Here is a 14,852-nt window from a genome sequence, read left to right on the forward strand (position 1 = left end):
GCGCAATGCCGTTCAGCTGGTTTGATCATGCGATCGGGCTCTCTGTGCCGGTCGGGTAGATTCCGGTGCCATGCTGCGCCTTCGAGTCCTGGGTTCGCTGGGTGCCGAGATCAGCGGATCGCCGATCGACCTCGGCCCCCGCGGCAGCGCGCCGTCCTGGCGATGCTGATCGCGGCCCGGGGCCGAGTGGTACCAGTCGACCGGATGACCGAGCAGCTCGCCCGGGGCAGGGGGCGGCTGTGCGTGGATCGACATGCCGGCCAGTGTGCGCACACCACTGGTAGGCGACTTGGAACCACTTGGAAACGGCTTGGAACGTGCCGCGGAGCCGACGCAGGCAGCGGTCCGCCGGGACGGCATGAAGGATCGGCTTGCTAAGGTCCCATGCCCATGGCAGTGACTACGCTCGGCGCGAAGGACGAAGCTGCACGCCAGGCGTTCGGCGCGTTCTTCAGCGCCCACCACCGCGGTCTCGGCCGGCTGGCCTACCTGCTGTCCGGGGACCAGGATGCGGCCGAGGACATCACGGCAGAAGCCTTCGCCGAAGCCTGGCGTTGCTGGAAGCAGGTGACACAGGCGGATTCGCCGGTTGCCTATGTCCGTCGGATCGTGGTGAACCTCGCCGCGAACCGGATACGGGGCCTGACGCGGGAACGGAACAGCCGGCGCCTGCTCGGGGCCGCCTGGTCGGACCGGTCGAACGGTCCGGACGTGGCCGCCGTGACGGGCGTGCGCGCGGCCCTGATGAAACTGCCGGCCAGGAAACGCGCCTGCGTGGTCCTGCGTCACTACTACGGGTTGAGCGAGCAGGATACGGCGCAGACCCTGGGAATATCGGTCGGCACGGTCAAGAGCCAGACCTCGCGGGGGGTGGCCGAACTCGCCGCGCTGCTGGACACGGGAACGGAAGGGAAGAGGAGGCGAGGTAGCCGTGGGTGACGAACGACAGCCCTGGTTGAGCGAGTTGCTGGACGCTGCGGCCACCGAGTACACGCCTGACACTGAGCGGATCCGGGCACTGACGGCGGCCCGGATCGCCGAACAGCGGGACGAGAAGCAGCCCGCCACGGCGTCCGCGCGCCGCTCGCGCCGCAGGGCCCGTCGTCTGGGCAGGCTCGGTCTGCTGGGCCGCCTCGGCCTGGCCGGCCTCCCGGCGGGCGTGGCCCTGGCGACGATCGGCACCACCGCCGCCGCACTCGCTGTCGGTGCGACTGCCACGATCGCTGTCACCACCCGGCATGACGGCCACCGGCCAGTGACCGTCTCCGCGCCGGGCGCTACCCCCGGCGGCTCCGCACCGGGGCAGGCCGTTACCAGCGCCCCGAGCACCACGCCCGCAGCCACTGGCGCCCACGGCTCCCTGCCCGCAGCCACCGGCAGCTCTACGCATCCGGCCGCCTCGAGCAGCAGCAGTGCCTCCGCCCCCTCGTCTCCACAGGCATCGGATCCCGCGACGTCCGCCCTCGTCGACGCCGCCGCCTCGATCGACTCCGGCAGCAATGCGAACTGGGCGCAGCTGGACCTCAACGTGGCCGTCAAGCAGCCGCTCACCTCGCTCGACGTCACGGTCAAGGTCTCGAACTGCACCGGCCTGGCCGGGACGGGTTCCTGGGATTCGGGCGCGACCGGCCAATTCACCGAGATCACGACCACGGGCTCGGACGGCTCGATCACCTACGAGTTCCAGCTCAACCCAGGGCACGTGGTCTCCCCCGGCACCCTGACGTTCGCCGTCCAGTTCAACCACGCGAGCACCGGCTGGATCCCGGCGGACGACACCTACTACGCCTCCGCCCGTACCGCGACGTCCACCAGTGCCGGCTCTGCCCACGGCGCCTACTGACCGACCAGGAAAGCAGCCGGCAACCTTTTCGCCGCCCCGACCGACAGTGAAGATGCGCAGTGCGACGACTCCCCCTTTCCCCTTCCGTCGCACTACGCAGCCCAACTGACTCACTGTCGGACGGATGGCTCAGCACTCATGCACCGCAGATCCCGGCGCCGCTTCCTCGTGGCCACCACCGCACCCGCTGTTCTGGCATTGACCGTCGGCGGATTTCTCCTCGCCCAGGGCGCGAAGGCGAGCAGTACCATCGCGGTCGAAGTAAACGCGGCCAGCAGCCTCGGCACGGTCCCGAGCACCGCGAACGGCATCAACACGGGGGTCTTCGACGGCCAACTGAACGACAGCGCGACCACCTCGGCACTCAAGAGCGCGGGAGTCGACGCGCTGCGCTACCCCGGCGGTTCCACCTCGGATGCCTACAACTGGCAGACGAACTCCGTGGTCTCCGGCCAGGGCTACGCGAATCCGAGCAACGACTTCGACGACTTCATGGGCATCGCCGACAAGGTCGGCGCGAGTCCGGTCATCACCGTGAACTACGGCTCCGGCACCGCCGCGGAGGCTGCCGCCTGGGTCAAGTACGCGGACGTCACCAAGAACTACGGCGTGAAGTACTGGGAGCTGGGCAACGAGGTGTACGGCGACGGCACCTACGGCTCCAGCTGGGAGTACAACACCAAGTCCAAGGGTGCGACGGCCTACGCGGACAACATCGAGGACTACATCACCCGGATGAAGGCGGCGGACTCCTCGATCAAGGTCGGCGCGGTGCTGACCACGGACGGCGACTGGCCGGACGGGCTCGTGGCCGGCTCCTACGGCGACACGGCCGACTGGAACGAGACGGTCCTGAAGACCGACGGCAGCAAGCTTGACTTCGTGATCCTGCACGACTACCCCGATTCGACGACCGAGGCCGGGATGCTCGCGCAGTACCAGAACATCGCGACGATCATCAAGAAGACACGATCGGAGATCGACGAGTACGCGGGCAGCAACGCCGCGAACATCAAGATCATGGTCACCGAGACGAACTCGGGATACGAGGTCGACTCGGTCCCCGCCGCCCTCTACGCTGCGGACACCTACATGACGTTCCTTCAGAACGGCGTCGCCAACATCGACTGGTGGGACCTGCACAACGGCGCCGGGACGATCAGCACCGACGCCGACGGCACGACCGACTACGGCGACTCGGCCATACTCTCCAGCGGCAACTGCACGGGATCGACCTGCGAACCGGCGAAGGACACGGCCTTCCCGATGTACTACGGCATCCAAGCAGTCGGCGACTTCGCACCGGCCGGCGCCGACATGATCGCGACCACAAGCTCGAACAGCGCCGTGACCGCGTACGCCACCAGGCGCACGGACGGCGGCCTGAACGTGATGCTGGTCAACCACAGCGCCACGACCAGCGAACCCGTAAGCCTGGCCTACAACGGATTCTCGCCCTCCGGTGTCACCTCGGCCGAGCAGTTCAGCCCGAGCACGAAAAAGCTGACCAGCGTGACCGGCACCAACACCCGCGCCCTGACACTCCCCGCATACTCCATCACCGTCCTCAAGTTGTCCGGCTCCACCCCTGCTTCCGGCTCCCCCAGCGCCTCGGCGTCCCCGTCCCCTTCCACCGCCTCCTGCAAAGTCACCACGACCAAGACGTACGACTGGGGCAACGGCTACACGGAGAACGTGACGATCAGGAACACGGGCAGCGCTGCCGTCAGCGCCTGGAAGCTCGCCTTCGCGGTTCCCGGCAACGAGAAGATCACCTACGGCTGGAGCGCCACGTACCACCAGAGCGGCAAAGCGGTCATCGCCCACCCCGTGAGCTATGACGGCACCATTACCGCAGGCACATCCGTGACCATCGGATACACCGCCTCATACACGGGCACTGACACCGCGCCCACCTGGTACACCCTCAACGGCGTCCACTGCGGCTGAGCCGACCATGCTCGCAGTTGAGGCAGGCGCGGACGTCTGCGCAGCTGACGAGATGACCGCGTCGAGGGTACCGGGGCCCTGGAGGCTCTCGACGCGGTCGAGTTCGATGTCGCCGGTAGCGCAAGGTCCGGACATCCGGCTCTGTGGGCGGCGCGGGCCGAGAGCCGGGGTAGCTCCCTGGGCACGGAGGCCATGACCTGGGTCCGAGTGTTGAGTGCGCGCTACGGATGCGATCACCTGCGACGGTGGCTGCCCACTGCGGCGGGGCGCCGGCGAGCGCGGAGGTACCAGAATCCGGCGAGCAGCGCTGCGATGGCTGCGGCGATTGCCAGCAGGGGCGGCCAGATGCCCGAACCCTTGCTTGATCGCGCCGCAGCAGCAACCGTAGATGTCGGGTCGTCGCCGTGCGGTGCCGCCTTCGTGGACGACGTGCCGGTGACGGTGGTCAGCACGACGTCGTGGCCGGTGCCTCCCTTGTAGCTGATCTGGAAGACAGCTCCGCCGACGGTCACCTTCGCCCCCTGGGCGAGTCCGGAGAACGTGCCACGGGTGCTCGCACTGGAACCGGTCTGGTGGATGAGTGTGAGCTGCCGACCGGCGGTCACCTGCCCGGCGGTCTTGACCGCGAGGCTCCCCGCCAGGTTCAGCGGGCCGTTCACCGTGAGCGCAGCAGCGCCGGCGCGCAGTGTGAGCATCAGAGTGCTGCCCGCTGCCTCGGTCAATCCCCCGGTGGTCATCGCACCGCCGTCCAGGGCCAGGGTGCCCCGGGAGATCCGCCACGGGCCGCCCGTCGTGCCTATTCCGGTGAGGGTCAGTGTGCCGTTCCCGGACTTGACCAGTGCGCCGGCGCCGGTGAAAGTCCCGTGGTAGGTGGTGGAGGCGGCCGTCCCGACGGTGAGCGTATGCGTGCCGAGGGCGACGGTTCCGGCGCTGCCGGTAAGGGCCCTGATGGCTTGGTCTGCGGCGGCTATGTCGAAGGTGCCGCCGGTCAGTGTCAGGCCGCTGCTGGAGTCGATCCCGGCGGATCCCGCGCCGAGCGCCAGCGTGCCGGAGGTGACCGTCGTCGCCCCCGTGTAGCTCGTCCTACCGGTCAGGGTCGTGGTCGCGGTGCCCGCCTGTTCGAGCGATCCGGAGCCGGTGATGTTCGACAGTGCCAGCGCCGCCGCCGTGTTGCGGGCGACCAACCCGCCATCGTCCACGACCGCGTCCGACGAGGCCCCGGTCAGCAGAGTACTGTCCCCGCCTACGGATCCCGTGCCCAACAGCAGTCTCGCTCCGGAGCCGATCGTGGTGGTGCCGTGGTAGTTCTGCGGCGTGGCGAAGGTGACCGCGTTTCCCCGTGTCGGATTCAGCGTGACGTCGGCGTAGGCGGGCGTGCTCAGCGAGGCGTGGTACACACCCCCTGATATTGGAGTGTCGAGCGTGACCGGGCCGTCGTAGTCGAACGCCAGGGAACCGTTGTTGTGGATGTTGATGTACGAGTCGGCCGGGACCGCGGGCAGGAAGAACCGACCCGTGGTCCCGTCGCCCCACTGGACGTTGGCGCCCTCGATATTGATGCCCCGGAAGTTGATCGTGTGCGGGACCTGGCGGGTGTTCAGGCCGGGGTCGCTGAGCGTCGGAGCGGAGTTCGGCCCGCTGTCGGAATAGCTGTAGACGCCGGTCATCACGATCTTTCCGGCCTGCCAGGTGTGGTAGTCGACGTCAGTGCCGTAGTTCTGCTCGTAGATGTCCTGCGGGATGGTGAGCGTGTAGTTGCGGGCATAGAAGATGGCGGAGCCGTCGTTGAGAATGGCGCGGGCATTGGGCAGCGCCACCCGGTACGAGGCGTCGCCGAAGTCCGTTCCGGTGCCGAGGCCGATGACCCCGCTGAACGGCTGGGTGCCCGCCAGATCCAGCGTGTCCCATGCGGTGCGCGGCTGCCAGATCAGTCCTGAGCCCGAGATCGTGCCCAGGTTGAGGCCGGGGCCGTTGAGGTCGAGCACCAGGGTGCCGTCGACCCGAATGTTGTCCTGGTTGAGGGTGAGGTTGATGTTCGGCCAGGAATAGGGGTAGTGCCCGATGATCCCGGTGGCACCACCGTTGCCGTACTGGAGCGTCGCGCCGCGCTCGACGATCACCGTTGGCGCGTCCGGATCGGCGACGATCGGGTAGGGCCAGTTGCCGCCGCTCGTGGACACGCTCTGGTGCCGGCGCCCGGCGGGCAGCGTGAAGTCGCTGTTCCCGGTCAGCACCAGCGTGCCCGATCCGGCGACCGTCACCGTGCCCTGGCCCGAGAACACTCCGTTGTACGTCGTCGTCCCTGACGGCAGGTTGACGATCGAGTCACCGGTCAGCGCGATGTTCTGCCCGGCCAGCACCTGGCTGGTGATGTCGCCGGCACCGTCCGCCTGCGCCGAAGCAGTCGGCAGGACCAAGGCTCCCGCAAACATCACGACCGCAGCCAATCGGCCCAGTACCTTCCCACAGAACACGATTGCGCCCTTTCCTGGTGATTCAACACGCCTGCCGTTGCCACCTGCCGCCGACGGTCGCCCCGATTGGTCGGTGACAGCTCGGCGCCTGCGGCCATCTGCGGGCGCTCGAAGACGAGGAAACACATTCAAGCAGCAGGATGTTTCATGGCCGCAAAGCGATGTGCCCCCGAGACTGCTTCAGCACAATCGGTACCGGACAGTGGTCACGCGGTCCTGGAGGCCCGGTACGGCCAAGGAACCGCTTCTCCATGTGTGGGGCCTTCCTCACCGCTCACAGTGGCGAATGAAGTGCGTTCGGGAAATTCGAGCGCTGAGCTTGATACCGGTGAGTGAACAGATGAATCGGGGGCCGTAGCGCGCGTCGCACCGGAGTGAGCTGGACGCGCGGCCTCACTCTCGGTGCAGGGTTGACGGAGGGTCAGCGTTAGTTCTCGGCATACGGGTCAGCGGGCGAGCAGGGTCCGAGCAAGCGCATCCTCCTCGCCCACTGACGATGGGCCTTCCCGACCGGGTCGGGAAGGCCCACGGCGGTTCAGCTGCCGGGTTGCAGCGTGAAGTCGTCGCCCCACGCCTGGGCCGTGCCGCTGTTCTTGTACATGTAGACCGTCGCGCTGGTACTGCTCGCACCGGTCGTGAAGGTGATCCACACGGGAGTCCACTGGGTGGAGCTGACCGGCACCGCGGTCTCGGTGCCGCCATAGCCCTTGACGCCCAGGTAGACCGGGTCACCGGTCGCGCCCGACCTCAGATAGCCGCCGAAGGTGTACGTGGTGTCGGGCGAGAGCCCGGTTGCCGTGTACTGCACGCCGTTGCCGGCGCCGGTGACCGTCACAGCGTCGGTGCCGCTGTGGACCACGCTGGACTCGACCGAGGTTGCCCTCGACCGTCCACGGGCTGGTGCTGCCGCTCTCGAAGCCGGCGTTCGGCAGTCCCATGTCATAGGCCGCGAGCTGCTGGAGTTGGAACCGGTAGACGGTCGAGCCGCTCTCCTCGATGGCGCCACCCAGTGTCGTCGCGGTCACCTTGATGTACCGGTAGGAGGCCGGGGACACCGCAAAGGACTGCGGGCCGTCGACAGTGGCGCCACCGTTGTAGTCGGATGCCGAGTACAGCGTCGTCCAAGTGCTGTCATCCGTGGAGCCGGCGATCGTGAACGCCGTCGGGAAGCCGCCACCGTTCGAGTCCTGCGCATCCCGTGGCCACAGCACCACGGTATCGATGGTCTTCGCCGATCCCAGGTCCACCTGCGCCCACTCGGTGGCGGCAGTCGTCGAATGGGCCGCCGAGGTCCAACCCTCGACCGGGGAGCCGTTGTTGGCCGACTCGAAGGAGTGGTCCTGCCCGTCGGTCAGGTTGGCCGCCGCCCACCCCGTGCCGGTGTAGGTCGAGCTGTACGTCACGGGTGCGCCGTAGGCCAGATCGTCGTACAGCGGTGCGGCGGTGGTGGTCACCACACCCGTTGAGGAGGTGGTCGGCTTGAGGATCAGCTCCGAGACCGAGTTGGCCGGCAGGTCGATGGTGCCCGAGTACGACGAGGCGGCCGACTGAACCGTGTCGGAGACTACCGGCGCGTTCTCGTTGGGTGACGGCGTGTCGGCGTTCGCCCCATCCGTGTAGTCGTTGTAGTAGTTCCCGTCGGTCGAGTCCACCAGGGTCTGGGTGACGCTGAAGTTGCTGCTGGTGTACGGCAGATCTGTCAGCGAGACCGAGGTGGAGGTGTCGGTGGCGGTGTTGTTCCACAGCAGCACCGTGGTCTCATCGCTACTCGTGTTCTTGGATGCCACGCCGTAGACGTCCGTCTCCCCGGCGTTGGTCCCGGAAACCGTGGACGACAGCTCGCTCGGCGCGAGTTGGGAGTACATCCAGAACACGTTGCCGACTGCCTTGCGATGGCCGTTCTCGGTGACCATGCCCAGGTCGCCGTTGAAGGTGTCGGCGGGGGTGTACCCGTCGACCGGCGAGAACCAGAAGACCTTGCTCGCGTCGGAACCGAGCGCGGTGTAGAGCCGGGCAGCGGCGTACGACGCTCCGCCGTCGCTGGAGTTGGTGTCACTGCCCGAGCCTGCGCCCGCCGTCATCGACGTGGGGTCGTTCCACTCGGTGACGTAGACGGGGATGCCGCTGCGGCCGATACCGGTCAGATCGGCCTGGGCCGTGGCCGCGCTGGAGAAATTGGTGGCGAAGTAGCTGTGGTAGGAGAAGAAGTCGAGCGGGACCGAGGGGTTCGCCTGCAGGTAGGACAGGAAGGCAGTGGTCCAGGAGTCGGACAGGTTGTATACCGCAGGGCCGCCCACCTCCGCCGTCGGGTCAGCCGCCTTGACCGCCGAGGCCGCGGCCGCGTACATGGCATCGTACTGGGCCTGTGTGCCGCTGAACGAGTTGTCCGGCTCGTTCCAGATCTCCCAGTCCCAGCCGGTGTAGCCGAGAGCGGCATAGTGCGATACCAGGGCCGATACCGCCGCGCCCCAGGCTGTGTCCGAGGTCGGCGGCCCGCTGTTGTCCGAGCCGAGGGCCGCGGGCATGAAGGACAGCGACATGAACGGGGTGATGCCGCTCTTCACCATCGGCAGGATCTGCTTGTCGAGGTCGGTGAAGTCGTAGGTGATGTTGCCTGACGAGTCCTTGTTGACCAGGTGGTAGAACGTGTCGTCGAAGATGTGGTCGACGCGGACGGACTGCAGGCCGATGCTGGAGAGCTGGCCGGTCTCCTGCGGGAACCAGTGCAGGTTCTGCATGGTCAGGTAGCCGCCCTCGGAGCCGTTGAGCAGCAGGGAGGAGCTGATGGTGGTGCCTGTGGTGGTGGCGTAGTCGGCGCTGAACGAGGCCGTGCTCCCGGCCGCCCGGGCGGGGGCTGGGGTGAGTGCGACCGCCATCGCGGCTATGAGGGCCAGGACAGCCGCGAGTACGCGGGGGGAGCGCGAGCCGGGTGGGACTCGCAGGGGCATTTCCAACGGAACCATCTCCCTTGATGGGTCTGACTAACCTTTGACTCCGCCGGCCATGACGCCGGCGAGGATGCGGCGCTGTCCGATCACGAAGACCAGGACCAGCGGCAGGCTCACCACGACGACGTCGGCGAACACGTAGTTCCAGTTCGTCGAGTGGGAGTTGGAGCTGACGACCGAGAACAGGCCGAGTGGCAGGGTCTGCTTGGAGGCACCGTTGAGCAGGAAGAACGCGTAGAAGAAGTCGTTCCACACGTACACCCACAGCACGACCCCGGCGGCGAACAGCACCGGTCTCAGCAGCGGGAAGATGATCTGCCAGAAGATCCGCAACCGGGACGCCCCGTCGATCTCGGCGGCCTCTTCGAGCTCGCGCGGGATGGTGCGCACGAATCCGGTGATCAGGAAGACGGCCAGCGACAGGTAGACGCCGGAGTACAGTCCGACCAGCGACATCCGCGACCCCTGGATGCCCAGCTGCGCGTCGAGGTACACCGAGGTGATCACGGGCGCGGGGATCAGGATGCCGACGATGCTGACGTAGAACAGCGCGCGCACGGTCCGGGATTCGCTGCGGGCGAAGATCCATGCCGCCATGGAGCCGACGACCAGCACCAGCGCCACGGCGGAGCCGGTGACCGCGATGCTGTTGAGCAGGCCGGTGCCGGCCGCGCCCTGGGTGAGCACGGTGCGGAAGTTCGCGATCAGGGCCCAATGGTGCGGCAGGCCGAAGCCGGGATTCTGCGCCTCCTCGAAGGGCTTGGCCGCGTTGACCAGGATCATCCACATCGGCAGGCCGATGAGCACGGCCGCGGCAGCGGACACCAGCGTGTATTTGACTGTTCTGGCGATCACAGGTTCTCCTCGCGGCGCCGCAGCACGATCAGGGCCGGGAAGGCCACCACGCAGACCAGCACCAGCAGCAGCAGGCCCATCGCGATCGAGAGGCCGTAGAAGCCCTGCGCGTACTCCTGCTGGATGAAGGCGTTCAGGACCTGTGTGGAGATGCCGGGACCGCCCTGCGTCATGGCGAAGACGATGTCGAAGGTGTTGAAGGCCCCGATCAAGGTGGCGACGACGTTGAAGGTCACGGCCGGGGCGAGGAGCGGGAGCTTGACCCGCCGGACCATCTGGCCCCAGGTGGCGCCTTCCACATACGCCGCCTCTATCAGTTCTCCGGGGATCGCGTTCAGGCCGGCGATGTAGACCAGCATGTTGATTCCCATGAACTTCCAGGCGTTCACCAGCGCGACCACGATGATCGTCCAGGTGGGGCTGCCCAGCCAGGAGAAGTGGATGCCGAGCAGGCTGTTGAGCGGACCGTTGTCGGCCAGGATCGCCTTGAACACGTACCCGGCCGCCAGTGGCGAGATCAGCACGGGCAGGAAGAAGACCGAGCGGAAGAAGCCGTTGGCCCTGGAGGTCTTCTCCAGAGCCAGGGCGAGCGCCAGCCCGGCGAGGTTCTGGGCCACCATGACCACTGCCGCGTACTCCACGGTCACGCGCAGGTCATTGGTCAGCGCCCCCTGCTGCAGCAGTTCGCGGAAGTTAGTCAGGCCGGTGAACCTGATCGCATCGCTGTAGGTCGACCAGTTGGTGAAGGCCAGGGCGAAATCGAGCAGGTTGGGCACGATGTAGAAGACGGTGATGACGGCCAGGGCCGGCAGCAGGAAGCCGCTGGTGCCCAGACGCTGCCGCCAGGCGTGAGACCGCGGCGGACTGGTCGTCGATCGGGACCGGGAGACCGCAGTCGGTCTCGGGGTGGTGTGTACGGACATCGATGTCCTCCTTTCGCGCGGCCATGGAACACGGCCCCGACGTCGGCGGGGAAGGTTCTTGGGCGCGGGGCGGGCGTGCGGGCCCGCCCCGGCACCGGCCCCGGCTAGAACCCGGGCAGGCTGAGCGCTGTGGCGCTCTGCTCCCACTGCTGTTGCAGATCGTTCGCGACCCGCTCCGGGGTGGCCGAGCCGTCGATCATCTCGCTCATGTAGGTGGTGAAAGGACCGTAGGAGGCGACGAACAGCTGTGGGTAGCCCGATCCAGCGAGCGCCGTGTAGTTCGCCAGCAGCGCGTCGGGCACATTGGCGGGCGTCTTGAAGCCGGACAGCGCGGGTGCCTGGTCGTTGGTGTCGACGAACGTCTGGTACGCGGGTCCGGAGGCGAAGTCCAGGAACGACAGGGCGGCCGACTCCCCCTTGGTGTCCGCGGTCTTGGGGACCTGGAGGGAGAAGGTGGTCGAGTAGGCGGCGGTCGCGGTGCTGGTGGACATCGCCTGCCAGCCGATCTCCTGGTTCATCTTGGTCACGCCCATGGCCTTGACCAGGTCCGGGCTGACCCAGGAGCCCTGGGGGATCATCGCGACCTTGCCGGACTCGAATTCGGACTCCTGCTGTGCGTAGGTGCCGGTCTTCAGGTTGCTGTTGAAGCAGCCGTCCTTGATCAGCGTCTGGTAGTCGGCCAGGGACTGGACGATCGCCTGGTTCGTCCACTTCGCCTTATTGGTGTTCAGCTCGTTCTGCAGGCCCGCCTTCATCGCGTCGGTCCACAGCATGAAGGGCAGGACCTGGGTGGTCCACTGGTCGCCGCCGGCGTCGTAGAGCGGGCTGACCCCGGGGTTGTCCTTCTTGATGGTCTGGCACGCCGAGACCAGCTGGTTGAAGTCGGTCGGCGCGCTCAGCCCGTCCTTGGCGACGATCTGCTTGTTGAACCACAGACCGAAGACGCTCGGGGTCTCCAGGCTCAGGCCGTAGTCCTTGCCGCCGCTCACCGAGGCGTACTTGTTCTGGTGGAAGAGTTCCTTGGCGACGTACGGCTGGCCGGTCAGGTCGATCAGGTTCTTGGCCGGGTTCAGCTGCTGGAGGTAGTCCGTCGCGGACTGAAAGACCATCAGGTCGGGTCGGGTCCCGGTGGCCCACTTGGTGAGCAGGTTCGACTCGAACGGGTCGGGGAAGACCACCTGGTCGATTTTCGCACCGGTGGCCTTCTCGAAGGCGGTGAACAGCGCCTTGTAGCCGGCCGTGACCGAGTTGGACTCCCAGACGGTCAGGGTAACGCCCTTGAGGTCCATGCTCGCCGAGTGGGCGGGCAGCGCGGAGGCGCTCGACCCGGAGCTGGAGGGCACTGTCGGGCTGCCGCATGCGGCGAGTGCGCCTGCGGCCAGGACAGACACGGCGACGGATGCCGCGGTTCTCTTCGTGAATCTCATGATCTCTTCATTTCTGTGTGGGTTCGTGAGGAAGCAGAGCAGAAGGTGCTCAGCAGAAGCTGTGGAAGGTCCAGTCGCCCGGTCCCACCCGGTAGCCGGCATAGCCGTCGGCGGTCCCGACCAGCTGGGCTCCTGCGGGTGCCACGACTTGGGCATGCGCGGGGCGCAACGGAACGAAGACCGTTGCGTCGGGCCCCGGCGGAATGGTGACGTCCATATTGAAGGCGCCATCGGTGGAGCGCCAGTGGCTGCGTACGATGCCGCGAGCGGTGCGGGTCTGCGCGGTGACCTCGGCCAGGTCGCCGGCCAGGACCGGGCGTATCACCAGGTTGCCGTAGGCCACAGACTGGGCGCTCTGGCCGAGGCCGGCCAGGCAGCCGGTGAGCCAGTCGTCGACCGCCCCGAGCATGAAGTGGTTCTGCGATCCGTGCCCTTCGGGACCGTCCCAGTACTCCGGCAGTGAGGCGGCTCCCGAGCCGACCAGATGGCCGTAGCCGGGGTAGTCGGACCCGGTGACGACATCCCAGATCACGTCATGGCGCCCGGCGGCCGAGAGGACTCGCAGTACTGAGGGCAGCGGGATCTCACCGACCGTCAGGTGGTTCCCGTGCGTCCGGATATCGGCGACCAGATGGTCGAGAACCCGCTGGCGGTCGAGTTCGGGGACCACGCCGAGGTCCAGGGCGAGGGCGTCGCAGGCCTGGCTTCCGGTGCCGTAGGTGCCCTCCTCCTGCCGGAAGTAAGCGGCGTTGAAGGCGGCAGCGATCTTGTCGGTGAGTTCGGCCCAGTGCGTGGCGTCGTCGGGGCGGTCGATCAGGGCGGCGATCCTGGCCATCGCCGCGGCGGCGCGGTGGTAGCCGAAGCTCGCAGTGATTCCGGTCGGGGTGCTCTCGTCGACCGCGGCCCAGTCCCCCAGGCCGTGGTCGAGCAGGTTCCCCTGGGCCGTCCCGGCCAGGTAGTCGAGGTAGCGCACCATCGCCGGGTAGTGCTCCCGCGCCGTCTCTGTGTCCCCGTACTCCTGGTAGAGGGCCCACGGGACCAGGACGAGGGCGCTTCCCCAGTTCGGGTCGTCCCGGAATCCGCCCTCGAAGGCGGTGTACTCCGGCACGATGCTCGGCACCAGGCCGTCCGGGGTCTGTGCCTCGGCGATGACCTGGACGAAGTCGCGGAGGTAGTCGGCCACGTCGTAGCCGAACGCGAGCGGGCCGAACACCAGGTGGGCCTGCTCCAGCCACCCGAGCTTCTCCCGGTGCGGACAGTCGGTCGGTACCGAGTACATGTTGGACTGGATCGCGCGGTCGATGATCGTGTGCAGGCCGGTGAGCAGAGCGCTGGAGCAGCTGAACGAGCCGGTCTTCTCATTCGCCGTGCGCAGCACGATGCCGGTGACCGTGTCGTGGGTCGGCTTACCAGGAAGCCCCTCCACCTGCAGGTATCGCAGACCGTGGTAGCGGAAGCGCGGATGCCAGGTCTCCAGGCCGCCTCCGGCGAGCGTGTAGGTGTCCCAGATCGGGCCGCCGGTGCCATTCAGGTCCTGGACGACCGTCCCGTCAGCCGCGAGCAGTTCACCGGGTCGCATGGTGACGACGGCCCCCGCCGGTCCCGACACGGAAAGCTGTTGCCAGCCCGCGAAGTTCACGCCGAAGTCGAAAACGTACGTGCCGGGCCGCGGCTCGGTGACCGCCTGAACAGCCAAGGTGTCCACCGGTTCTACCGTCGGCGAGCGGCGCGGAGTGAGTACGGGGCCGTCGTCGGCCGAGCCCAGGTCCGCCACTGGCAGCCAGTCCTCCAGGCTGCGGCCTGCGTCGTGGTCCTCGCCGCCGTACCAGCCGGAGAACGTGGTGCGCCCGAGCGCCGTGCGCCAGGACGCGCCGGTCGCGATCGTGCTCGCGGTGCCGTCCGTGTGGCTGATCTCCAGTTCCGCGAGCAGCCGCGGCGGCCCGTCGGAGCGCACCAGTTTCTGGTACCGGCCAGGCGTTGGCGGCACATGCGCCATACCCGGGCCGACTTCGACGGACAGCGTGTTCTCCCCTTGGTGGAGCAGACCGGTGATGTCGTACGTCGCGTACACGAGCCGGGTCCGGTAGTCGGTGTGCGGCGGCTCCAGGACAGCTGCGCCGACCGGCAGCCCGTTCACGGTGGCGTCGTACACGCCCAGCGCGGTCAACCTCAGCTTCGCGCTGCGCAGCGGGAAGTCGAGCCCGAAGTCCGCAGCGAATACCGGCAGTGCGGCTGCGCCCGGCCCTCCGGCCGCAACCGCCTGCTCCCAGGCTGGGTTACCGATCCAGTGGGCGGCCCAGTTTCGCGTACTGGCCGCTGTTCGTTTCCGTGGTGTTTCATTCTCTGGCACGCAGCGATGATGCGCGTCGGACAGCAGCAGGGGTTAGCCCGTGTCCAACCACCGCTAGCACGAAATACACCCTGCGATCCGG

9 protein-coding genes and 1 pseudogene are annotated in these 14,852 nt (G+C 67.5%); 3 read left to right on the top strand and 7 right to left on the bottom strand.

Annotation, left to right across the window (positions count from 1 at the left end):
• Nucleotides 1-390: 390 nt before the first annotated feature.
• The 3 genes from GXW83_RS24725 to GXW83_RS24735 all read left to right on the top strand — a co-directional run bounded on the left by GXW83_RS24725 (nucleotide 391) and on the right by GXW83_RS24735 (nucleotide 3,793).
• Entirely contained in the window at nucleotides 391-939 is a 549-nt protein-coding gene (locus tag GXW83_RS24725) for a SigE family RNA polymerase sigma factor (protein WP_182445273.1), read from the top strand.
• On the top strand, nucleotides 932-1,843 hold the full coding sequence (locus GXW83_RS24730; protein WP_034090773.1) for a hypothetical protein: 912 nt from the start codon (nucleotides 932-934) through the stop codon (nucleotides 1,841-1,843). Before GXW83_RS24725 ends, GXW83_RS24730 begins: the two co-directional genes overlap by 8 nt.
• A 138-nt stretch (nucleotides 1,844-1,981) precedes the next feature.
• A complete protein-coding gene (locus GXW83_RS24735; protein ID WP_182445275.1) occupies nucleotides 1,982-3,793 on the top strand; it encodes a cellulose binding domain-containing protein in 1,812 nt (603 codons plus the stop codon).
• A 233-nt stretch (nucleotides 3,794-4,026) separates the two neighbouring features.
• On the opposite strand, the gene GXW83_RS24740 is transcribed toward GXW83_RS24735, so the two are convergent.
• The 7 genes and pseudogenes from GXW83_RS24740 to GXW83_RS24770 all read right to left on the bottom strand — a co-directional run bounded on the left by GXW83_RS24740 (nucleotide 4,027) and on the right by GXW83_RS24770 (nucleotide 14,770).
• Nucleotides 4,027-6,210 carry an autotransporter-associated beta strand repeat-containing protein gene (locus GXW83_RS24740; protein WP_052069915.1) on the bottom strand — a complete coding sequence of 728 codons (2,184 nt, stop codon included), beginning with the start codon at nucleotides 6,208-6,210 and terminating at the stop codon, nucleotides 4,027-4,029.
• Nucleotides 6,211-6,802: 592 nt separating this feature from the next.
• Nucleotides 6,803-7,210 carry a carbohydrate binding domain-containing protein gene (locus tag GXW83_RS24745; RefSeq protein WP_370466763.1) on the bottom strand — a complete coding sequence of 136 codons (408 nt, stop codon included), beginning with the start codon at nucleotides 7,208-7,210 and terminating at the stop codon, nucleotides 6,803-6,805.
• A 79-nt stretch (nucleotides 7,211-7,289) separates the two neighbouring features.
• A pseudogene (locus GXW83_RS24750) lies at nucleotides 7,290-9,230 on the bottom strand (discoidin domain-containing protein); the annotation flags it as partial.
• A gap of 18 nt (nucleotides 9,231-9,248) precedes the next feature.
• Nucleotides 9,249-10,070 (bottom strand): carbohydrate ABC transporter permease, encoded by an 822-nt coding sequence (locus GXW83_RS24755; RefSeq protein WP_034090771.1) that lies wholly within the window; start codon nucleotides 10,068-10,070, stop codon nucleotides 9,249-9,251.
• The gene (locus GXW83_RS24760; RefSeq protein ID WP_081982801.1) at nucleotides 10,067-10,993 is read right to left on the bottom strand and encodes a carbohydrate ABC transporter permease; all 927 of its coding nucleotides are present in this window, start codon (nucleotides 10,991-10,993) and stop codon (nucleotides 10,067-10,069) included. The genes GXW83_RS24755 and GXW83_RS24760 overlap by 4 nt, the downstream gene beginning before the upstream one ends.
• 104 nt (nucleotides 10,994-11,097) lie before the next feature.
• Nucleotides 11,098-12,336 (bottom strand): ABC transporter substrate-binding protein, encoded by a 1,239-nt coding sequence (locus GXW83_RS24765; protein WP_225447231.1) that lies wholly within the window; start codon nucleotides 12,334-12,336, stop codon nucleotides 11,098-11,100.
• 133 nt (nucleotides 12,337-12,469) lie between these two features.
• Entirely contained in the window at nucleotides 12,470-14,770 is a 2,301-nt protein-coding gene (locus tag GXW83_RS24770; RefSeq protein ID WP_081982798.1) for an alpha-L-rhamnosidase, read from the bottom strand.
• Nucleotides 14,771-14,852 lie beyond the last annotated feature (82 nt).

It is taken from the genome of Streptacidiphilus sp. PB12-B1b (assembly GCF_014084125.1).
In the GTDB taxonomy this organism is placed as follows: domain Bacteria; phylum Actinomycetota; class Actinomycetes; order Streptomycetales; family Streptomycetaceae; genus Streptacidiphilus.

Coding starts and splice junctions, on each gene's coding strand:
- GXW83_RS24735 (WP_182445275.1), top strand. CDS start 1,982: ATGCACCGCAGATCCCGGCGCCGCTTCCTCGTGGCCACCACCGCACCC.
- GXW83_RS24760 (WP_081982801.1), bottom strand. CDS start 10,993: ATGTCCGTACACACCACCCCGAGACCGACTGCGGTCTCCCGGTCCCGA.
- GXW83_RS24725 (WP_182445273.1), top strand. CDS start 391: ATGGCAGTGACTACGCTCGGCGCGAAGGACGAAGCTGCACGCCAGGCG.
- GXW83_RS24745 (WP_370466763.1), bottom strand. CDS start 7,210: ATGACATGGGACTGCCGAACGCCGGCTTCGAGAGCGGCAGCACCAGCC.